This is a genomic window from Bradyrhizobium sp. AZCC 1610 (assembly GCF_036924515.1).
Taxonomy (GTDB): Bacteria; Pseudomonadota; Alphaproteobacteria; order Rhizobiales; family Xanthobacteraceae; genus Bradyrhizobium.
On the sequence record NZ_JAZHRR010000001.1, the window covers coordinates 2,947,007 to 2,966,133 of the forward strand.

Genomic DNA, 19,127 nt, shown 5'->3' on the forward strand with positions numbered 1-19,127 from the left:
CGGCGTAACCGTCGCGAGATGTCTTCGCTGTAGCACGCGCGCAGAGCGCTATTGGGGCGCTGCGGTAAATTGCGCCCGCAGCCAGGCCTGCACTGCCTCGATCGGTTCCGTCAGCGGCCTGTTGTGGTCGCGCACCAGGTGCAAGGAGAAGCCTTCAAGTTCCGGTCCGAACGGGACCACCAGCGTGCCCTGCGCCAGTTCGTCGGAGACGAGCAGCAGGCTATGCAGCGCGATCCCGGCGCCGGCGACGGTCGCCTGGATCGCATGGGTCTCATCGCTGAAGTGCAGACCCGCCCGCGCATCGATACCGTCAATGCCGGCAATTTTCAGCCAGCGACGCCAAGTCGGATTGCGGGGATCGCGACGATACCAGTCGAAGTGCAGCAAGGTTGCTGACCGCAGGTCGCTCGCTTTCTTGATACCGAGACGCGGACTTGCGACCGGCGCAAAGCGATCGACGGTCAGGGGCTCGGCGACCAGATCGGGGTAGGGTCCGGGGCCGTAGCGCAGGGCGAGATCAGCGGCGCCCGAACGGAGGTCGACGGCTTCCAACGTCGCGAGCATCGTGAGATCAATATCCGGTCGTGCCCTGCGAAATGCCGCGATGCGCGGCACCAGCCACTTGGCCGTGAAAGCAGGCGTCGCGGAGAGCGTGACAGCGGTGCGCCGCTGTCTGCTGCTCAAGCCATCGATGACGCGCGCAAAGGAATCGAAGCCGTCGCGCAGAACCGGCAGCAAGACTTGCCCTTCCGCCGTGAGCGCCACCTGGCGCGTGCGCCGTTCGAACAGGCTTACGCCGATCGCTTCCTCCAACTGCCGTACCTGATGACTGATCGCCGTTGGCGTGACGTGCAGTTCGTGGGCTGCGTGCTTGAAGCTCAGATGTCGTGCGGCGGCCTCGAACGCGCGCAGACCAGTTAGTGGAGGCAGATGTCTCATCGCCAAAGCCTATAGATGAATTCAGCTCAGCCATAGGCTGAATAATTCGCGTTTGTCAACGCGGATTAATGGGCACAAATGTACCCACACGGATGAAGGAGGCTAAGCCATGAAGTTGTTACAAATTGATTCCAGCGCGCGTTGCCAAGCCTCAGACCGGAGCCCGCGGGGATCGCATACACGCAGACTCACCGAGCGATTTACCCGGCGCTGGCTGCAACACCGGCCGAATGATTTTCTGGTCAGTCGCGATGTCGGCCAATCACCGCCGCATCCGGTCACCGAAAAGTGGATCGGCGCCGCCTTCACGAAGTCTGATCAACGCGAGCCCTGGATGAAGGAGACGCTCGTGGAAAGCGACGCGCTGATCGATGAACTGATCGCAGCCGATCTGATCGTGGCTGGCGTGCCGATGTACAATTTCGGCATGCCCGCGCAGTTCAAGGCCTATATCGACAATGTCGTGCGGGTCGGCCGCACGTTCGGCTTTGACCGTTCACGGCCGGACGATCCCTATACACCGCTGCTGGCAGGCATGGACAAGCGCCTCATCCTGCTCGGTTCGCGCGGCGATTACGGGTACGATCCCGGCGGACGCATCGCTCACATCAATCATGTGGAAGGTGCCATCCGCGACGTGTTCGCGTTTCTCGGCGTCACCGCGTTCCACAGCGTTGCAATCGAGTATGACGAGTTCGGCGGCGATCGATTGCAGGCGTCGATTGCGGCGGCCGAACGCACCGTCGATGACCTGGTCGACCGGTTGGTGGAGGAAGCGGAGCCGCGGCGAGCGGCGTGAGCCCGGATGGAGTGGCGCGGAGGTAGCGGCCCCAGTCGTCATTGCGAGGAGCGCAAGCGACGAAGCAATCCATCTATCCCTACGCGGAGGCATGGATTGCTTCGCTTCGCTCGCAATGACGGCTGTGGCGGCTACCCGCCTTGCCTCAACCGCGCCAGCACCTTCAGTCCGCCGTAACCGTCAGCCGGCAACAGCCCCATCTTGGTCTGATAGTCCTTCACCGCCTTCATGGTGTCGTTGCCGACGCGGCCGTCGGTGCCGCCGGTGTCGAAGCCGGCTTTTGTCAATCGCGTCTGCAGCTCCTGCACTTCGGGAAGCGTCAGCGCGCGCTCCGAACCGGGGAAGGGGTTGATGAACGGCGGCGCACCCAAAATGCGGTCGCCGAGATGGCAGATCGCCAGCGCATAGTTCATCGACGGGTTGTAGCTTTTGACCGAATAGAAGTTCGGCCCGAGCAGGAACGAAGGTCCGCCGGCGACCGGCACCCACATCTGCGCCGACGCGTTCGGCTGCGGGAATGGCTTGCCGTCGGCGCGCGTCACGCCGGCGCTGGCCCATGCCGCGTAGGTCCGGCTGCCGCTCGAAGACCCTCCTGAGCTGCGGACCTCATAGCCCCAATGCTCGCCGCGGTGATACTTGCCGCGGTTGAGCAGATAGCGCGCGCTGGAGCCGAGCGCGTCGTCCGGCTTGCCGAACGGTGAGACACGGCCGTCCTTGTCGTAGTCCATGCCGACATTGAGCCAGACTTCCGGCATCCATTGCGTGTGACCCATCGCACCGGCCCAGGAACCGCGCATTTCCTCCGGCGTTCCCCAACCGCGGTCGACGATCTTCAGCGCATTGATCAGCTCGGTTTCCCAATAGGCGCGGCGGCGCGGCTCGTTCCAGGCAAGGGCTGCGAGCGCGGGAAAAATCGGGCGCATATGGTTCTGCTGCACCAGCGGATCGCCATAGGCTGATTCAACGCCCCACAGCGCCAGCAGCGTGCCGCGCTCGACGCCGAAATCCTGCTCGATGCGCGCGAACAGCGCCTCGTGCTTTTTGAGCGCCTCGCGGCCGTTGATGATGCGCCAGTCCGAGACGCGGCGATTGATGTATTGCCAGATCTGCTCGTGGAATTCCGGCTGCTTCTGCATCTGCCGGAACACGCTCATATCAGGCTCGATGCGGCCCATCACCCGCGTCCAGGTCGCGTCCGAAATACCTTTTGCAAGTGCGCGCGCGCGAAAATTATCGCGCCACGCGTCGAAGCCGGGCGGTGCTGCAAGCGCGGGAAGCCCCGTCGCGAGCAGGGCGCCGGCGCCGAGGCCGGCTTGGAGCACGGCGCGGCGAGTCCGGGCATCAGGGGAATCAGGCTGTTTCATGCCGGCAGTCTAGCGGCGCGGCGGGCCCGCGCCAAAAGCCATGACGCCGCGGGAACCAGCGATTCCTCACAAATCCGCGGCGATTTTGGCCAGCCAGCGGCGGATCATGGTCTGGGCTTTGGTGGACAGCCCGGCCGTCAATCGCCGCTCGATCACTTGCGCGTGTCGCCGGCACCGGTCGAGCAACGCAGCACCGCGCCGCGTTACCGTCCACTGCAGCACCCGGCCATGAATAGGATGCGGGGTCTTCTTGATGGCGCCGTCGCGCTCGAGATTGCGGATGATGACGCCGACCGTCTGCGGCGTCAGCATCGCCACGCGCGCCAGATCAGCACCCGACAGGCCGGGATAGGCGCGCAGCATCGTCAGCACCACGAATTGCGGTGGGGTCGCGCCGAGGTCGGCCAGCGCCCGCTCCATTGCGAGCCGGGTCGCGGCCTGGGCCTGTCGCAAGAGATAGGCGAGGTAGCCGTGCTCGCCGCGCTTGCCCTCGCCGGGCGGCGGCGGGCGGATCATCGCCGGTGCAGGGCTTTCGGTGGATTTTTTCCGGCGGGCAGGGGCTTTTTGCGCGGCCGGTTTTCGACGGGGTTTCGATTGTTGGGCCACCGCTTTTCGCGGCCCAAGCGATCGCGCGTATGCTGCAGTTCCGATCTTGCGCGACATATCAGTGCTCTTATAATCAATCAGAGCACTGATAACACGAGGCACAGAAGATGTCACACGCCCGCAAAGAGTACAAAGACTTCATGTCGCTAACGCCGGACGCCTACGAGGCCGTGCTGGCGCTCGGCCAGGTCGCGGGCAAGGCTGGCATGGACAAGCAACTGCTCGAGCTGATCAAGCTGCGTGCCTCGCAGATCAATGGCTGCGCTTTCTGCGTGCAGTATCACATCCTGGAGAGCGAGAAGCTCGGCGTGCCCGCCGACAAGCTCAATCTCGTGGTGGTCTGGCGCGAGGCGCCGCAGTTCTCGCAGCGCGAACGTGCGGCGCTGGCCTGGACGGAAGCGCTGACCTTGCTTGCGGACGGTGTCAGCGACGAGGTCTACGCGCAGGCAAGTAGCGAGTTCTCCGAGAAGGAGCTCGCCTATCTCACTTCTGCGGTCGCTTCGATCAACGTCTGGAACAGGTTCGGCGCGGCGTTTCGCTGGACCCCGCCGGTGCGCAAGCAGGCTGTCGGCGCGGCCGCTTCATAAATATCAAGGCGCGGGCTCATTGGCACCGAACCAAATACTGATCGGTGTGCGTTGATGAAGGCCAGATAGTTGGCTGCCAGCTTATCCGTATCGCGTCGCGACACTTTCCAACGTCGCCTTGATTTCTGCACTATTTGAGCAGCAGATGGCCCCATGTGACGCTTTTTGGAGGACTGGCGGTGTCGAGGTCCGGGTTGGCGTTGTTGCTCGTGGGGTTACTGGGGTTCGTGCTCGGCGGTTGCATGCAATCGACGCTCGCCCCGACGTCGAATGCCAGTTTGACCCCAAGGGACCGGCAGTTGCTGGCCCGTCCGCCTTATGCGCGGGCGGACATTCCCGAGACCTATCGCCGGCATATTGTCGACTACATGCGCAAAGAGCAGCCGGGCACGATCCTGGTCGATACCAATTCCCGTTATCTGTATTACGTCCTGCCGGGAGGCAAGGCGGTCCGGTATGGCGTGACGGTGGGAGAGGAAGCGCTGGCCTGGTCCGGCGTCGCTACCGTTGGCCGTATGGCTGAATGGCCTGACTGGATTCCGACGGCGGAGATCCAGGCTCGGCTCGGCCCTTACCCCAAGCGCATCGCCGGAGGCCCGGAAAATCCGCTCGGCGCGCGGGCGATCTACCTTTACCAGGGCAACAAGGACACCCTGTACCGTATCCACGGCACCAACCAGCCCGAATATATCGGCCAAGCCATTTCGTCCGGCTGCATCCGCATGACCAACGAGGACGTCATCGATCTCGTGAATCGGGTGAAGCCAGGTGCAATCGTCGTCGTCCTCCCGCCAGGCCGGAGTGCGTGAATGGATCTACCCAAGTACAAGCTAAAGTACAAGCTGGCCTAGCCCCGGTCAGATGGGATGCGCAGGACGCCCCGTTGTGTAAATCCGAAGCGCAAGCCGGCGCGGCTGCGGCCCGTCTACCTTGCCGCTGCTGGTCTGGCCGTGCTGGTCGCGGCGGGAGACGATGCGGGCGCCAGAAGCGGCGAACGTTCGATCGAGTCCATCGAAACGCGCAGCGCCAGCGAGCCGCTCATGGCCATCGTTTCGCTCCGCAACCAGCGGATCACCGTCTACGACGCCAAGGGGTGGATCCTGCGGGCGCCGGTGTCGAGCGGCACGAAGGGACGCGAGACGCCCGCCGGGATCTTCAGCGTCATCCAGAAGGTAGAGGAGCATTACTCGAACCTGTATGACGACGCGTTCATGCCGCACATGCAGCGCATCACCTGGTCCGGTATCGCACTCCATGGCGGCGTCCTGCCGGGGCGTCCGGCGTCCCATGGCTGTATCCGGCTCCCCTTCGAGTTCGCCGGGCGTCTGTTCGACGCGACCGCGATGGGCATGCGGGTAATCGTGGCGCCAACCGATGTGGCGCCCGTTGAGTTTGCCCATCCGGTTCCGTTTCAAGCCAAGCCGGGAGCCGGCGTCATGGCCGCTGCTCGCACGGCAGAGGCGCAAGAGGCTGCGAGGAAAGCGGCCGAGGCGCGATTAGCCGCCGGGACGGCCTTGCGGGAGGCCACGCAGGCCAGGGCGCCGGTTCGCGCGGCGGAAAATCTCAAGCGCAGGGCCGAGGCGCAATTGGCGGCCGCCGAGACTAAACTTGGCGCTGGCATCTCGGCGGAGGCGAAGGAGCAGGCTGAGGACGCCAAGGCGCAGGCCGTCGCCAAAATCGCCGAGCTGCAGCTGCAATGGGACGTTGCCAACGTTGATCTGCAACAGAGGCTCGATGCCGTCACGTCTTCGCGTGAAGCCGCCGCCGCGGCCGAGGCTGCGCGCGTTGCCGCAGCCGAGGCGGTCCGCGAGATCGCACGCGAACTCCAGCCGGTATCAGTGTTAATCAGCCGCAAGACCCAGCGGCTTTATGTCCGTCAAGCATTCATGCCCATCCTTGAAAGTCCGGTCACGATCGCAGATCCCGACCGTCCGATCGGTACGCATGTCTTCACCGCTATCGAGCGCGCGACCGACGATGCCAAGGTGCGATGGAGCGTTGTCTCATTGGCGGGTGGACGTTCGCCCAATGCCACGGTTGAGCCCCGCGACCGGGCGCGCGGGAGCAGTGGTCGCGACGTTGAGCCGGTGCCGACGGACCCGGACAGCGCAAAGGCCGCGCTCGGCCGCATCGCCATTCCGCAGGATGTATTGGATCGCATCGGCAACATTACGCCGCGATCTTCCCTGATCGTCACGGACGAGGCGTTGAGTTCGGAAACCGGCAAGGGAACGGAATTCGTGGTGCTGTTGAGCGGCGAGCCGCAAGGGGGCATCAAGAACCGGCGACGCTACGCGCGTCCACGCAGCCTGCCCTTTTGGCACTCGCCTTTCGGGAGTCCCTTCACCTGGTGAGGCCCTCCGGCAAAGCGTGCACCACGGCGGCGACAGCCGGAGGATCGGTGCCGATCTCGCGGCCGCGGCCGCGGATCAGCCGTTCATAGGACGCGATCAGGGTGGTGTAGGGATTGACCCAGATCCAGCCGTCGCGCGTGAACACCTGCACGTCGAAGTGAAGGTGGTAGGAGGTGCCGTTCGGGAAGTCGAGATAGTTGGAGACCACGCCGATCTTTTCGCCCTCGGCGACCCGGCGGCCGTTGAGAATGCCGTCGGCATCCATGGCTGACGGGTTCATGTGCATGTAGCGAAAGCGGATGTGCTCGTTGCGGGTATTGATCTGCAGCGTTGCCGCCTGCTGTCTCAGTGAACGGATCAGGATGCCGTCGCGGACGGCGATCACAGCCTGCTTCCTGGGATGACAACTACTTTCGCTGTTGCTGTTCGGCGGGCAGGGCGCGGGACGGATGTCCTGGCCCTGGTGCCCGAAGCCGGCGGCGCATTGCCCGACCTGGAAGCTGCGGGCTTCGCAAAAATTGTCCCGCCACGGATAGACGCCGCGGCCCTCCTTGGACTTTTTCCTGCCGAAGGATTGCGAGCGGATGGCGGCGGGGGCTTTCTCGAGCGGAAAACGGATTTGCGAATAGGCGGCGAAGTCGGCGCGTCCGCCGCGCCGGCGCACGCTGCTACGGGCGATGATGTCGCCGCCCGGGTAATAGGTGAAGTCGGGCGAAACCACCGTCGGTCGTTCAGCGATCTCGGACGAAATGTCGTGGCGCGGCCGCGTCGGTTGTCCGCCCGCGATGCGCAAGGCTTTCAGGAAGCGCTCGGCTATGGGATAGGCTTCGCGGCAGGCCAGCCGCCGCGCCCGCGGCGCTGAATCGAGACACTGGATCGACACCACATAGGGCACGCCGAAGCGCGTGAACGCGTAGCGCACATAGCCTTCACGGATGAAGCGGCGCATGTCGGGGAACTGCGCCGCCAGCGCCTTGACGGGCTCGCTCTTGCCGCCAAGCGGATCGGCGAGGTCATAGATGAGGATCGAACCCGTGATCTGCACTTCGACCGGCCTGGCGAAGGTCCGCGAGCCACCCGCGCCTGGTAGCAACGAAAACACCGCGTCGTAGCCGGAGGGACCCGCGTGAAACAGGTCTGCGGGGCGGAAATCGGCCTGGTAGCGCGACAGCGGCAGCTGCGTGCCGTCGGCCTGGCCTTCGAGGTAGCCCGCAGTATCGAACGGCAGCAATACCGGCACTGGACTGCGTCCGATCCCGGTGAACAGGCTCGCGTTGATGGCGTTCAGTTGCACCAGCGCGGGCGTCGCGCGCGGATCCCATGCCGGCACCCGCCGCTGGCCGGCGAACGTAAATCGGGAAGCGATCGCCGGGCGGGTGGCGATCTCGGTGCGGAGCTGATCGAGAGCCGCCCGCCATTCGACGCGGACGGCTGATATCGACGGCGTCCTGAACTCCTCGGCGGCAGCGCCAGTGACCCCGGCCGCGAGCCAACAAAGGGCTGCCAGCCAACGCCCAAGCAAGCCGACAGCTTTCCTGCCCACTGCATCGCCCCCCGGCGTGTGCTCCGTATTCTAGAGCTTCGGTTCTGATTGAATCAGAACCGAAGCTCTAGATTCTAGTTTTGACGCGTTTCCTTCACGCGAACCGGTGCCCACTTCGCTTGAAAACGCTACAGTGCGCGGTCTTAATCCTTCGCGCGCTCGACGTAAGAGCCATCCTCGGTCATGACCACGATCCGCGTTCCCGTCCCGATGTGCGGCGGCACCAAGGTGCGCACGCCGTTGGAGAGGATAGCAGGTTTGTAGGAGGAAGACGCGGTCTGGCCTTTGGTGACCGGCTCGGTCTCCACAACTTCGAGAGTAGCCCGCTGCGGCAACTGGATCGCGACCGGATTCATGTCGTGCATCGACAGCTTCACGGTCATGTTTTCCTGCAGATAGGGCGCGGACGAGCCGACGATTTCCTTCGACACCTGGACCTGGTCATAGGTCTCGTTGTTCATGAAGTGGAAGCCGTCGGCATCTTCATACAGGTAATTGAAATTGTGATCCTCGACGGTCGCCTTCTCGACCTGGTCGGTGGTCTTGTAGCGTTCCGAAATCTTCACGCCATCGCCGATGCGGCGCATTTCGATCTGGCTGACCGGGGTTCCCTTGCCGGGATGGATGTTTTCGGCGGTGAGGACGACATAGAGCCTGCCGTCTTGCTCGATGATGTTGCCCTTGCGGATAGAACTGGCGATAACTTTCAAAGCTGATTTCCTGAATTTCTGGCCTTCGGCCAATCCGGACATGGGTGTCCATGGAGCCAATAAGGCGGTTTCGGGCTGCAACATACATACTGATTTTGCCCGTCGATGCCAGCGTTTTGCGGCCATTCCGGCGGGGCCGCTCGAGGCCGTAGACAGCCCGGTTTCGCCGCGTTTATTGGAGAACGCCGGCAAGGTCATTTGACGGTCCGCGACGATACCGATGGCCTTGCGGGCAAATTTCCAAGGGCACGCAGAAGCCCGAAAGCTCAGCGAGTTGCGCTGGCTTTCTAAGCGAATGGACAAGGTGCGTATCTTTCGACATGAAATGACGGAGTTTAGCTTGATCTCGTCGCCTCCCGCCGCTTATCGCTGCGATGTAAAGAAAGTCGAATAATATCAATGGCGTTAGTCGATTCCCTGCACCTATTGATTGGTTCGGTGGGCGCGCCTGCGCGGTGGCGGGCTCGGAATCGTTGCTGATGGCAGACATCGACCAGCCGTCGCCATGGTGGTCGCCCGCGCGGCATGTCGACCGAAAACCTTTTCTGCTGGCGCGAAGCGCGATCACCAGGGCGGTGCGGGGCTGGTTCGACGAGCAGGGCTTTAGCGAGGTGGAGACCGCCATCCTCCAGATATCGCCGGGCAACGAGACGCATCTGCATGCTCCCCGTACCGAGCTTATCAGTAACGACGGCAGCCGTGCGACACGGTATTTGCGAACGTCGCCGGAGTTCGCCGCAAAAAAACTGCTCGCCGCCGGTGAGGCCAAAATATTCGAGTTCGCGCGCGTGTTCCGCGATCGCGAGCGTGGCGATCTGCATCTGCCCGAATTCACGATGCTGGAATGGTACCGTGCCGACGCAAGCTATGACGCTGTTATGGCCGACACCATCGTCGTGATCGCACATGCGGCACAGGCGACCGGTATCGGCCGGTTTTCGTTTCGGGGCAGAACGGTCGATCCCTTCGCCGAGCCGGAACTATTGACGGTGGCATCGGCATTCGAGCGCTTTGCGGGAATCGATCTTTTGGCCACGATCAGCAATGGCGAGGGCGATCGCGCGGCGCTCGCGGCCGCGGCGAGCGCGCGGGTGCGAGTCACGGATGACGACACCTGGTCGGACATTTTCAGCAAGGTGCTGGTCGAGCATGTCGAACCGAATCTGGGGCAGGGGCGTTTGACTCTCTTGTTCGAATATCCGGCGCCGGAGGCAGCCCTTGCGCGGGCGAAGGCGGCCGATCCGCGCGTCGCTGAACGTTTTGAGGTCTATGCCTGCGGCGTGGAACTCGCCAATGGATTTGGCGAATTGACCGACGCCGCCGAGCAGCGCCGCCGTTTCGCCGCCGATATGGACGAGAAGGAGCGGCGCTATGGCGAGCGCTATCCGCTCGACGAGGATTTTCTCGCAGCGGTTGCCGCGATGCCGCCGTCGAGCGGCGTCGCGCTCGGTTTCGACCGGCTGGTGATGCTGGCCAGCGGCGCGCTGCGAGTCGATCAGGTGGTGTGGACGCCACCGGCAGGAGAGACATGAACAGGATCGATCGAAAATTGGCGGCAACGCTGCGGCAGCCCGCCGAGCTCGTCGAGCGCGGGCTGGTGAGGGTGACCGATCTCGCCGACCTCGAACGGGTCGCTGCGCGCTATGCCATTGCCGTGACGCCAGACATCGCCGGCCTGATCGACACTGAAAACCCCGATGATCCGATCGCGCGGCAATTCATTCCGAGCGCGCTGGAACTGGTGGAAGCGCCGGGCGAGAACGCCGATCCGATCGGTGACGACGCGCATTCGCCGGTCGCCGGCATCGTCCATCGCTATCCCGATCGCGTCCTGTTCAAGCTGGTGCATGTCTGCGCGGTGTATTGCCGGTTCTGCTTTCGCCGCGAGATGGTCGGGCCGGGCAAGGCCACGGCGCTGTCGGAGGCGGCCTATCGCGAGGCGCTGGACTATATCCGCGGCCACAGGGAAATCTGGGAAGTCATTCTGACCGGCGGCGATCCGCTGATGCTATCGCCGCGGCGGCTGGCCGAGATCATGAGAGACCTTGCAGCCATCGATCACGTCAAGATCGTCCGTATCCACACCCGCGTGCCCGTGGCGGCGCCGGCGCGCATCGATGGCGACATGGTCAAGGCGTTGCGAGCAGACGGCGCGACGACCTGGATCGCCGTTCATGCCAATCATCCGCGCGAATTGTCGGGCGAGGCGCGCTTAGCCTGCGCGCGGCTGGCTGACGTCGGCATTCCGCTGGTGAGCCAGACGGTGCTTCTCCGGGGCGTCAATGACGATGCCGCGACGCTGGAAGCGCTGATGCGGGCCTTCGTCGAATGCCGAATCAAGCCTTACTATCTGCACCACGGCGATCTCGCGCCGGGAACGGCGCATTTGCGCACGACGATTGCAGAAGGGCAGGAACTGATGCGGAACCTGCGGGGCCGCGTGTCCGGCCTGTGCCAGCCGGATTATGTGCTCGATATTCCCGGCGGCCATGGAAAGGCGCCGATTGGACCGAATTATTTGTCGCATGCAAGTTCCGGGAAACGTGAACTATCCTCGGAAACGCATTATCGTATCGTTGATTATTGCGGTGATGTGCATCTCTATCCGTCAAAGCCATAATCGGCGATGACGGACGAAGGCGAGGAGAAACCGAAGCCGCGCGAAGACGAGGGCGGCAACCGCGGAATCGAAAACGCCGTGATGCTCGGCTTCTTCGTGGTGCTGGTGGCCGCCGGAATCTGGTTGCTCGGCACCATGGCCGATGTACGAAAGGCGCAGGACTGCGCCGCCCAGGGACGCCGCAATTGCGCAACGATCGACGCGCCGGAACGGACGCGATAAATGAACCTAAAAGGCGGGAGAATCAGAATGCAAAAAATAGTCTTGTCAGTCACGCTGATGGTCCTGCTCGGCATGCCTGCTGCGTTCGCGCAGGGCGGGACGTCGACAATGCCGAAGAGCAGTCCGAGTGCCGGAGGGATTCCGGAGGCGCCGATCGGACACCGTCAACCCCGCCGCGCCGACGTTCCCAGCGAGAAGAACCTGAACGATCCGAACGACCCGCTCAGCAAGGAAAATGCAGCCCTCGACCGCAAGATCAAGAGCATCTGCCGCGGCTGCTAGGCTCGAGAGCTTCCGTGAAACCGGGAGCAGGGCGCGCAGACCGCGTGCCCTGCTTTACGAACGTTCGTCCAATTGGCTAGGCCGATAGCTCCTGGATTTTGCGCGACGGCCCGCTCCGTCTTGTCCCGACCGCATCGGCCAGCACGTTCAGCGCGGACACCGTCGTCTCCCAGTCGATGCAGCCGTCGGTGATGCTCTGGCCATAGGTCAACGGCTTGCCCGGCACCACGTCTTGGCGGCCAGCGACCAGATTGCTCTCGATCATGACGCCGGTGATGCGCTGCTCGCCGTTCGAGATCTGCTGGGCGATGTCGGCCGCGACAAGCGGCTGGTTCTCCGGCTTCTTGTTGCTGTTGGCGTGGCTGGTGTCGATCATGATCCGCGGGGCCACGCCGGCGCGGACAAGTTCGAGGCACGCGGCATCGACGCTTTCCCGGTCGTAGTTCGGCTGGTGGCCGCCGCGCAGGATGATGTGGCAGTCCTCGTTGCCGGTGGTTGCCGCAATCGCCGAGCGTCCGCCCTTGGTCACCGCCATGAAATGGTGCGGATGCGAGGCCGACTTCACGGCATCGGCTGCGATGCGCACATTGCCGTCGGTGCCGTTCTTGAAGCCGACCGGGCAGGAAAGCCCCGACGCCAGCTCGCGATGGATCTGGCTCTCCGTCGTGCGCGCGCCGATCGCCGCCCATGCCATCAGGTCGGCAATGTATTGCGGCGTCGTCATGTCGAGGAATTCGGTCCCGGCCGGCAGGCCGAGATTGTTCACCGCCGACAACACGTTGCGGGCGAGCCTGAGCCCCCTGTTGATGTCGAAGCTGCCATCGAGGTTGGGATCGTTGATCAGCCCCTTCCATCCGACCGTCGTGCGCGGCTTCTCGAAATAGACGCGCATCACGATTTCGAGGCGGTCGGCAAGCTGTTCGCGCAAGGCGGCGAGGCGCTCGGCGTACTCGACGGCTGCGACGGGATCGTGCACCGAGCAGGGGCCGACGACGACCAGCAGGCGGTCGTCGGTCCCGTTCAGGATGGCGTGGATGGCGTTGCGCGCCGCCATCACCACACGCGTCGCGGTCAAGGTGCGCGGTATCTCACACATCACCTCCTGCGGCGTACTCAGTTCTTTCAGTTCGCTAATTCGAAGATCGTCGGTGGTGCTCAACACGGCTGTGGCTCCTGTTCGTTGGGAACCTGCCGGCCAATAAAAAAGCCGCCAGGTTTGGCGGCTGTTCGGACTTGTTGGCTGCAATTCGTCAGATTGAGCGCGATCCTCCCACCGCCAGCGAGCTGTCGTAGCTAAAATACCAAAAGCTGTTGGCGGCGATCATGATCATGCCGGGCTCTATAGCGCACCCGTCCGGTCTTGTCATCCCATAATCGGCGGCTTCAGGATTTGCGCGCAGCGAGCGCCATGCCGACCAGCGACGCGCCGCCGAGCACGAGATTGATCCCGACCAGGAGGCCGATCGCCCATTCCGCCGAACCGGGCAGCCCGGCGACGATGATGAACGCAATCAGGAGGTCCATCACGCCTGAGATCAGCAGCCAGGACCAGCGTTCCGACAATTCGCGACGGTGCTCCAGCGCGTACATGATGGTGACGACGCCTTCGGCCAGAAAATACGCGCCGACCACGATGGTGAGCGTGAGGATGCCTTGCTCGGGCTTTGCAAGCAGGATGCCGCCGGCCAGCACGGCCAGCGCCGCCGAAAACAGCGACCACCAGAAGCCCGGCATCTGCCGCGCCCAGTACGTGGCGAACAGCCCGGCGGTGCCGCCAATCAGGAACATCCAGCCGAGGAGGATGGTGACCGCAAGGCTTGCCAGCGGCGGCACGATCATCGCAGTCAGGCCGAGCAGGGCGAGCACGATGCCTTCGAACAGGAACGCCTTCCAATGCGCCTGCACCGCGGCGTTCATTTCGGACTGCAATTTGCCGATGTCTGGCGGGATATCTTGGGGACGGGTCATTGGCCGGGCGCCGATGAAAAGCCTTCCGCGCTCGTTCGGATCCGGTTCCGGCCGAAAACATAGATGGCGGTGGTAACTATCAGCAGCGCCAGGCCGATCAGGATCGAAGTGAGACCGAGCGGGACCAGCAGCAGCGAAACGTTGCGGTCGGGATTGACGAACCAGTGATGAAGCGAGGTCAGCACGAAAGCCACGCCGGCAAAGCCCGCGCCGCCGCCGGCAACCAGCAGGGCCCACATCCGCCGCAACTGACTCAGCCGCTCGCGCGCGATCTCGGTGCGGGGGGCATGATGCCGGCCCACGCGCCGCACCAGCCGTATGGCAAATCCGATCGAACTGAATCCGATCAACAGGCTGGCCGCCCCGAGCAGCATTCGCGTATCGGGACCGAGATCGGGATGCTTCTGCAACGTCAGCAGCGGAAAATCGAATGCGGCATGCAACGCGACCGGCGCGAACAGCGCCAGACACCAACTTGAAATCCGCGCCCAGTCGCGATGATGGCGGTGTGCGCCGAGTGCCGTTCCTGCGCGCGCGATCGCGATATAGGCGCCTGCGATAATGCCGAGCGCACCGTGAAACGGCACCGTCAGCACGCTGCGCAACGCGGCCAGCGAACGCCACATGTCGGCGTGCTGCACGAGGTAAGCGAGGTTTTCGTAAGCCGCAAAACCAAGGCCCGCTGCCGCGCCATAGACCACGGTATCCATCGGGTCCGCAAACGTGCGGCGACGGATCGACACCAAAACGATCACGAGGACCTTCACGATCTCTTCGGGCGCGGCGACCCCGAAGATCGAACGCAGGCCCTGCGTCATCCAGGGGTTTCCCGGCACCGCGAGGATCGCGGCAAACGGGGCGCGCGCAATTCCCAGCAAAGAGATGCTGGCGGCTCCGAGGATGAAAGCGAGCCATACCCGCGTGGGCGGGCCGGGGCGCTCGTCGGCGGCAATGACGAGCCAGAGCACCAGCAACGCCGGCGCAATGGCGGCAACGCCGATCGATGTGGGGAGGGCTTGCAGCAACAACATGTCGGGAATTTCACCTCGTCAGGTGCTCAAATGGCCGCAAATTCAGTTGTTTGCAAGAAAGCCGAACGCGACTCGTTGTCGCCAAGAACACTTCGAACTCCCGGGGCCTATGCGGCGGCCTTGCCGCCGATCTTGCCATGTACCATCAGCAACCCCGCCAGCGCGACCAGTGCGAAGCCGGCGCCGGCCAGGAACGTTCCCTGCGGTCCCGTGATATCCCAGAGCGCGCCCGCAATGATGCTGGCTGCGAGCATCGCCAGGCCGCCGAGCAGGTTGAAGAATCCATAGGCCGTGCCGCGCAACTCGGCCGGCGCGGTATCCGCCACGAGCGCGGCCAGTAACCCTTGCGTCAGCCCCATGTGCAGGCCCCAGAGAACGACGCCCAGCGCAACGCCGCCGATTGACGGCAGCAGCGCCAGCGCGATGTCGGCGGCAATCAGCAACAGCATGCCGCCGGCCAGCACGGCCGTGCGGCTGATGCGATCCGAGATGACGCCGGCGGGATAGGCCGCCAGGGCATAGACGACATTCATGACCACCAGCACGGCGGGTACCAGCGTGATGGGCAGCCCGACATTCTGGGCGCGCAGAACCAGGAATGCCTCGCTGAAGCGCGCCAGCGTGAACACGCTCGCCACCGCCACCACCCACCAATAGGCCGGCCCGAGGTTCTTGATCTCGGCCAGGCTGATCGGATTGCGCACGACGCGCAGCTCTTTCGGCCGGTCCGGCTCACGCACGGCGAAGACGATCAGCGCCAGCGCCAGGAAGGCGGGAATCACGGCAACCCAGAACACGGCCTTGAAGTTGTCCGATGTCCACCACATCAGGGCGATGGCGAGCAGGGGGCCTGTGAAGGCGCCGATCGTATCGAGCGACTGGCGCAGCCCAAAGCTCGCGCCGCGCAGCTCGGGCGGCGAGAGGTCCGCCACCAGCGCGTCACGCGGGGCGCCGCGAATGCCCTTGCCGATCCGGTCGACGAAACGCGCCGCCACCAGCCAGGCGACCGTTGGCGCTAGCGGAAAGACCGGTTTGGTAAAGGCCGCGAGACCGTAACCGAAAGCCGCGAGCCATTTGCGCTTGCCAAGCCAGTCCGAGAGCGCGCCGGAGAATATTTTCGTGATGGAGGCGGTCGCCTCGGCGATGCCTTCGATGACGCCGACCGTCACCATCGATGCGCCAAGCACTGAAACCAGGTAGATCGGCAGCAGGGCGTGGATCATCTCCGACGAGACGTCCATCAGCATCGAGACGAAGCCGAGGACCCATACGCTCGGTGGAATATCCCTGATCGAATAGGTCGGCCTGGTGCCAGCAGCCATGTCGCTCTTGCGCGGTCTCACGGCGCCAACAGCCGCCGGCACGCGTCGACAAAGACCTCGGCTCCCGTGACGATGTCGGCGTCTGCGGTGTTCTCGGTCCAGTGGTGCGAGATGCCGCCGATCGAGGGCACGAACAGCATGCCTGCCGGCATGACGGTCGCGAGAATCTGGGCGTCGTGACCGGCGCCGCTCGGCATGCGGAGTGACCTGCCGCCGGCAAAGGCTGCGCTGGCTTGTTCGATCGCCTGCTGGAAGGAGACATCCATCAGCGCGGGCGCACCGGTGCGAATGCGCTCCACGGCGACAGTGCAACGGCCTTGTTTGTCGACTGCCGCGGCCATGCTGCGGAGGAGATCCTCCAGCCGCGCAATCACGGCCGGATCGTCGTCGCGAATCTGGAACAGCATTTCCGCAGCTCCCGGGATGATGCTGGGCGCACCGGGATCGAGGGTGATGCGGCCGGTGGTCCACACCGTGCGCGGGCCGCAGGCCCCGGGGAAGCGGTCGTCGATACCGACGCAAAATCTGGCGAGTGCCAACCCAGCATCCCTGCGGATGGCCATCCGCGTGGTGCCGGCGTGGTTTTGTTCGCCCGTAAATGTGATGCGGTATTGCCAGATCCCGACGATGGAGGTGACTATTCCGATTCCGAGACCGCTGCTTTCGAGCGTCTCGCCCTGTTCGATATGGGCTTCGAGATATCCGATATGCCGCCCGCGTTCGTAACCTGCGCGGGCGCGGCCGGCCAGGCCGGCGTCGCGCAGCGCGTCACGCATGCTTCTGTCGTTGTTGCGGTCGTGCGCCGCGTCGATATCGGCTTCGGTGACGCCGCCGACATAGGACCGGCTGCCGAGGAAGTGTCCGAAATGCCCTTCCTCGTCGCACCAGGACGCAACTTCGACCGCGCCGTTTGCATTCGGATCGCGATTGATGACGCGGGCGGCTTCGAGCGCATAGACCACGCCGAGCGGTCCATCGAGCCAGCCCGCGTGGTTCTGGCTTTCAAGATGCGACCCCGCCAGCAGCTTCGGCCCGGGCTTCGTGCTGGTGCCGAGCACGTTGCCGATGCCGTCGATCTCGCCTGCGAGCCCGGCTTCGGGAAGCCGCTGCACCAGCCATTGCAGGGAACGCAGATGCGGTTCCGAGAACGTCGGCTTGTGAACGCCGGTCTTGTAAGCGCCGATGGCGCGCAGCGCGTTGAGATCGGCGAGGACGCGCTCGCCATCGACGCGCGAGGAAATGTCAGCCATGCTTTCCGTAGTTCTCCGGAGTAGAACAAAGTTCCTGTTGCCGTTCTCGGAGTAGAACAAAGTTCCTGCCGCGTCGCCAGCCACGTTTATCCCGCTGACAGCAGCGCCAATACCACAACGGCAAGCCATGCCACGATGACGAGCGCGGTCACCGCGCCAGCGGTGATCTTCGCTTTCTCCTTGAGGGTGTAGTCCGGCATTTTACTGCAAGTTGTGGGGGTGGACGATTAGACGCGCGTGCTTTCCGTATATCAATGCGGGAACATTGGCGCTCCCGAGGATAGTTAAGAATGCGCCAACCGGCCAGCCAAGGCTGTCTCACCCAAGGCTGTCGGCTGGCCTATCGAGCACGGTCAGTCCGGCATGGAAAGAACGGGAGTTTATAACTGACCGGCTGCGGCTTGGGTCCGGCCGTCGTTTCTATCGGCCAGCTGATGCTGCTCAACCGCCAAGATGCTGCATCGCCAGAACTGCCCGCTGTGCGAAATGCTTGTCGGGCCCAGCATCGGATGGTTCATCGGGGGCGGGCGAGTACTTGACACTCCGCCGGGCTTCCAAGGCATCGAGTTGCACGGCCAGAACGGAGAGGGCCAGCTTGAGATTTGCCAACTCTTGCAAGCGCGATTCTTGCGCCATTGGAAACGTCCCTCACTCCGCCGCATGTTGCGGGTGACTGTCCCTAGACAAAAAAGGCCGCCTGAAGGAGGCGGCCTTTCTCGATTCCAGCCCTGGGGCCGAAAATTACGCGAGACGGAACGAACTGGACCGCTTGCGGCGATAGGCAAGGAAGCCCACGCCGGCGAAGCCGAGGATCATCATGGCCCAGGTGGAGGGCTCGGGGACTGCACCGACCGTCTCGAACCCTCCAAGCCGGACTTGCCGCACATCCTGGAACGTGGCGCCACCAATCGCTGTGAGCGAAACGTCGGTCATCAGCTGTCCGTTGATACTGGTGATGGTGAAGAAGTTTTCGCCGTTGGCGTCGACCTGGAAGTCGTCTTCGAAGAAGCCGCCGTTGATATTGATGCCCTCCACGTGGATAAGCACGCTCCCATCGATGGCGGCATTGATGTTAAAGACGGATCGCGTGAACGTGCCGCCGGTCGCCAGCTCGAACGAGAGTTGAGTCAGAGAAACGTTCCCCGTACCGCCTGACACGGTAGCCTGGCCGTTGGGGTTTGCGCTCAAGAGTCCGTTGCCGCTCGTGGAGGTGAAATTAACCACGAGGTCGTTTGGTCCGACCGTGCCAGTGACGGTCAGTACGTCTGTCGCGGAGTTGAGCAGCACGTTGTCCGTGCCCTGATTGTTGACGCTCGTGTCCACAACGATGTCTGCCTGCGCCGGGCTGATCGAAACAGCGGCTATCGATATCAAAGCAGCTGCCAATATTCCGCGTGAATTAATCATTGTTATACTCCCGCCAGTACTGGAAATTCGCAATAAATTTATCGGCTGGCCTGATATGCCAACTTTTCCCGAAGCTATCATCTATTAAAAATTGGTAAAGCGAATTGACTTTACCATAGTACC

The 19,127-nt window shown here is 63.5% G+C and carries 20 protein-coding genes; 8 read left to right on the forward strand and 12 right to left on the reverse strand.

Features of this window, described 5'->3' with window-relative positions:
* Positions 1-48 precede the first annotated feature (48 nt).
* Complete coding sequence (locus V1279_RS14195; protein ID WP_334436739.1) at positions 49-939, reverse strand: LysR substrate-binding domain-containing protein; 891 nt, start codon at positions 937-939, stop codon at positions 49-51.
* Between the two features lie 109 nt (positions 940-1,048).
* Here V1279_RS14195 and V1279_RS14200 point away from each other — a divergent pair, with 109 nt between their 5' ends.
* A complete protein-coding gene (locus V1279_RS14200) occupies positions 1,049-1,738 on the forward strand; it encodes an FMN-dependent NADH-azoreductase (protein WP_334436742.1) in 690 nt (229 codons plus the stop codon).
* Between the two features lie 131 nt (positions 1,739-1,869).
* On the opposite strand, the gene V1279_RS14205 is transcribed toward V1279_RS14200, so the two are convergent.
* Both V1279_RS14205 and V1279_RS14210 read right to left on the reverse strand, forming a co-directional pair.
* Complete coding sequence (locus V1279_RS14205; protein ID WP_334436745.1) at positions 1,870-3,102, reverse strand: lytic murein transglycosylase; 1,233 nt, start codon at positions 3,100-3,102, stop codon at positions 1,870-1,872.
* Between the two features lie 66 nt (positions 3,103-3,168).
* Positions 3,169-3,765, reverse strand: coding sequence for a MarR family winged helix-turn-helix transcriptional regulator (locus V1279_RS14210; protein WP_442894768.1), 597 nt, complete (start codon positions 3,763-3,765; stop codon positions 3,169-3,171).
* Positions 3,766-3,815: 50 nt separating this feature from the next.
* Here V1279_RS14210 and V1279_RS14215 point away from each other — a divergent pair, with 50 nt between their 5' ends.
* The 3 genes from V1279_RS14215 (at position 3,816) to V1279_RS14225 (ending at position 6,649) form a co-directional block, all read left to right on the forward strand.
* Positions 3,816-4,295 carry a carboxymuconolactone decarboxylase family protein gene (locus V1279_RS14215; protein ID WP_334436750.1) on the forward strand — a complete coding sequence of 160 codons (480 nt, stop codon included), beginning with the start codon at positions 3,816-3,818 and terminating at the stop codon, positions 4,293-4,295.
* Positions 4,296-4,474: 179 nt separating this feature from the next.
* On the forward strand, positions 4,475-5,104 hold the full coding sequence (locus V1279_RS14220; protein ID WP_334436753.1) for a L,D-transpeptidase: 630 nt from the start codon (positions 4,475-4,477) through the stop codon (positions 5,102-5,104).
* A 57-nt stretch (positions 5,105-5,161) separates the two neighbouring features.
* Positions 5,162-6,649: a L,D-transpeptidase family protein gene (locus tag V1279_RS14225; protein WP_334436756.1), complete on the forward strand. Its 1,488-nt coding sequence runs from the start codon at positions 5,162-5,164 to the stop codon at positions 6,647-6,649.
* On the opposite strand, the gene V1279_RS14230 is transcribed toward V1279_RS14225, so the two are convergent.
* Both V1279_RS14230 and efp read right to left on the reverse strand, forming a co-directional pair.
* Positions 6,639-8,192 carry a M23 family peptidase gene (locus V1279_RS14230; RefSeq protein WP_334436759.1) on the reverse strand — a complete coding sequence of 518 codons (1,554 nt, stop codon included), beginning with the start codon at positions 8,190-8,192 and terminating at the stop codon, positions 6,639-6,641. The two genes, V1279_RS14225 and V1279_RS14230, sit on opposite strands and share 11 nt — an antisense overlap.
* 143 nt (positions 8,193-8,335) lie before the next feature.
* Complete coding sequence (gene efp / locus V1279_RS14235) at positions 8,336-8,902, reverse strand: elongation factor P (protein WP_334446393.1); 567 nt, start codon at positions 8,900-8,902, stop codon at positions 8,336-8,338.
* Between the two features lie 479 nt (positions 8,903-9,381).
* On the opposite strand from efp, the gene epmA reads away from it, so the two are divergent.
* The 4 genes from epmA to V1279_RS14255 are packed head-to-tail and all read left to right on the forward strand — an operon-like array spanning position 9,382 to position 12,026.
* Positions 9,382-10,434 carry an EF-P lysine aminoacylase EpmA gene (gene epmA / locus V1279_RS14240; RefSeq protein ID WP_334436762.1) on the forward strand — a complete coding sequence of 351 codons (1,053 nt, stop codon included), beginning with the start codon at positions 9,382-9,384 and terminating at the stop codon, positions 10,432-10,434.
* On the forward strand, positions 10,431-11,522 hold the full coding sequence (locus V1279_RS14245) for a lysine-2,3-aminomutase-like protein (protein WP_334436765.1): 1,092 nt from the start codon (positions 10,431-10,433) through the stop codon (positions 11,520-11,522). The genes epmA and V1279_RS14245 overlap by 4 nt, the downstream gene beginning before the upstream one ends.
* Before the next feature lie 6 nt (positions 11,523-11,528).
* The gene (locus tag V1279_RS14250) at positions 11,529-11,744 is read left to right on the forward strand and encodes a hypothetical protein (protein WP_334436767.1); all 216 of its coding nucleotides are present in this window, start codon (positions 11,529-11,531) and stop codon (positions 11,742-11,744) included.
* Between the two features lie 27 nt (positions 11,745-11,771).
* On the forward strand, positions 11,772-12,026 hold the full coding sequence (locus tag V1279_RS14255) for a hypothetical protein (protein ID WP_334436769.1): 255 nt from the start codon (positions 11,772-11,774) through the stop codon (positions 12,024-12,026).
* A gap of 76 nt (positions 12,027-12,102) precedes the next feature.
* Here V1279_RS14255 and V1279_RS14260 read toward each other — a convergent pair whose 3' ends face one another.
* From V1279_RS14260 to V1279_RS14290, 7 genes are all read right to left on the reverse strand, one after another.
* Positions 12,103-13,188 (reverse strand): 3-deoxy-7-phosphoheptulonate synthase, encoded by a 1,086-nt coding sequence (locus V1279_RS14260; protein ID WP_334436771.1) that lies wholly within the window; start codon positions 13,186-13,188, stop codon positions 12,103-12,105.
* Positions 13,189-13,409: 221 nt separating this feature from the next.
* Complete coding sequence (locus V1279_RS14265) at positions 13,410-13,994, reverse strand: HdeD family acid-resistance protein (protein ID WP_334436773.1); 585 nt, start codon at positions 13,992-13,994, stop codon at positions 13,410-13,412.
* Positions 13,991-15,025, reverse strand: a complete 1,035-nt coding sequence (locus tag V1279_RS14270; protein WP_334436775.1) for a PrsW family glutamic-type intramembrane protease — start codon at positions 15,023-15,025, stop codon at positions 13,991-13,993. The genes V1279_RS14265 and V1279_RS14270 overlap by 4 nt, the downstream gene beginning before the upstream one ends.
* Before the next feature lie 107 nt (positions 15,026-15,132).
* Complete coding sequence (locus V1279_RS14275; protein ID WP_334436777.1) at positions 15,133-16,347, reverse strand: MFS transporter; 1,215 nt, start codon at positions 16,345-16,347, stop codon at positions 15,133-15,135.
* A 17-nt stretch (positions 16,348-16,364) separates the two neighbouring features.
* Positions 16,365-17,597 carry a Zn-dependent hydrolase gene (locus tag V1279_RS14280; RefSeq protein WP_334436780.1) on the reverse strand — a complete coding sequence of 411 codons (1,233 nt, stop codon included), beginning with the start codon at positions 17,595-17,597 and terminating at the stop codon, positions 16,365-16,367.
* A gap of 441 nt (positions 17,598-18,038) precedes the next feature.
* Positions 18,039-18,233, reverse strand: a complete 195-nt coding sequence (locus tag V1279_RS14285) for a hypothetical protein (protein ID WP_334436783.1) — start codon at positions 18,231-18,233, stop codon at positions 18,039-18,041.
* A gap of 105 nt (positions 18,234-18,338) precedes the next feature.
* Positions 18,339-19,004 (reverse strand): PEPxxWA-CTERM sorting domain-containing protein, encoded by a 666-nt coding sequence (locus tag V1279_RS14290; RefSeq protein ID WP_334436786.1) that lies wholly within the window; start codon positions 19,002-19,004, stop codon positions 18,339-18,341.
* Between the last annotated feature and the right edge of the window lie 123 nt (positions 19,005-19,127).

What these genes read in the sequence shown, in the direction of transcription:
- V1279_RS14195 (WP_334436739.1), bottom strand. Translation starts at nt 939, where the DNA reads ATGAGACATCTGCCTCCACTAACTGGTCTGCGCGCGTTCGAGGCCGCC.
- V1279_RS14200 (WP_334436742.1), top strand. Translation starts at nt 1,049, where the DNA reads ATGAAGTTGTTACAAATTGATTCCAGCGCGCGTTGCCAAGCCTCAGAC.
- V1279_RS14205 (WP_334436745.1), bottom strand. Translation starts at nt 3,102, where the DNA reads ATGAAACAGCCTGATTCCCCTGATGCCCGGACTCGCCGCGCCGTGCTC.
- V1279_RS14210 (WP_442894768.1), bottom strand. Translation starts at nt 3,765, where the DNA reads ATGTCGCGCAAGATCGGAACTGCAGCATACGCGCGATCGCTTGGGCCG.
- V1279_RS14215 (WP_334436750.1), top strand. Translation starts at nt 3,816, where the DNA reads ATGTCACACGCCCGCAAAGAGTACAAAGACTTCATGTCGCTAACGCCG.
- V1279_RS14225 (WP_334436756.1), top strand. Translation starts at nt 5,162, where the DNA reads ATGCGCAGGACGCCCCGTTGTGTAAATCCGAAGCGCAAGCCGGCGCGG.
- epmA (WP_334436762.1), top strand. Translation starts at nt 9,382, where the DNA reads ATGGCAGACATCGACCAGCCGTCGCCATGGTGGTCGCCCGCGCGGCAT.
- V1279_RS14245 (WP_334436765.1), top strand. Translation starts at nt 10,431, where the DNA reads ATGAACAGGATCGATCGAAAATTGGCGGCAACGCTGCGGCAGCCCGCC.
- V1279_RS14250 (WP_334436767.1), top strand. Translation starts at nt 11,529, where the DNA reads ATGACGGACGAAGGCGAGGAGAAACCGAAGCCGCGCGAAGACGAGGGC.
- V1279_RS14255 (WP_334436769.1), top strand. Translation starts at nt 11,772, where the DNA reads ATGCAAAAAATAGTCTTGTCAGTCACGCTGATGGTCCTGCTCGGCATG.
- V1279_RS14265 (WP_334436773.1), bottom strand. Translation starts at nt 13,994, where the DNA reads ATGACCCGTCCCCAAGATATCCCGCCAGACATCGGCAAATTGCAGTCC.
- V1279_RS14270 (WP_334436775.1), bottom strand. Translation starts at nt 15,025, where the DNA reads ATGTTGTTGCTGCAAGCCCTCCCCACATCGATCGGCGTTGCCGCCATT.
- V1279_RS14275 (WP_334436777.1), bottom strand. Translation starts at nt 16,347, where the DNA reads ATGGCTGCTGGCACCAGGCCGACCTATTCGATCAGGGATATTCCACCG.
- V1279_RS14280 (WP_334436780.1), bottom strand. Translation starts at nt 17,597, where the DNA reads ATGGCTGACATTTCCTCGCGCGTCGATGGCGAGCGCGTCCTCGCCGAT.
- V1279_RS14285 (WP_334436783.1), bottom strand. Translation starts at nt 18,233, where the DNA reads ATGGCGCAAGAATCGCGCTTGCAAGAGTTGGCAAATCTCAAGCTGGCC.
- V1279_RS14290 (WP_334436786.1), bottom strand. Translation starts at nt 19,004, where the DNA reads ATGATTAATTCACGCGGAATATTGGCAGCTGCTTTGATATCGATAGCC.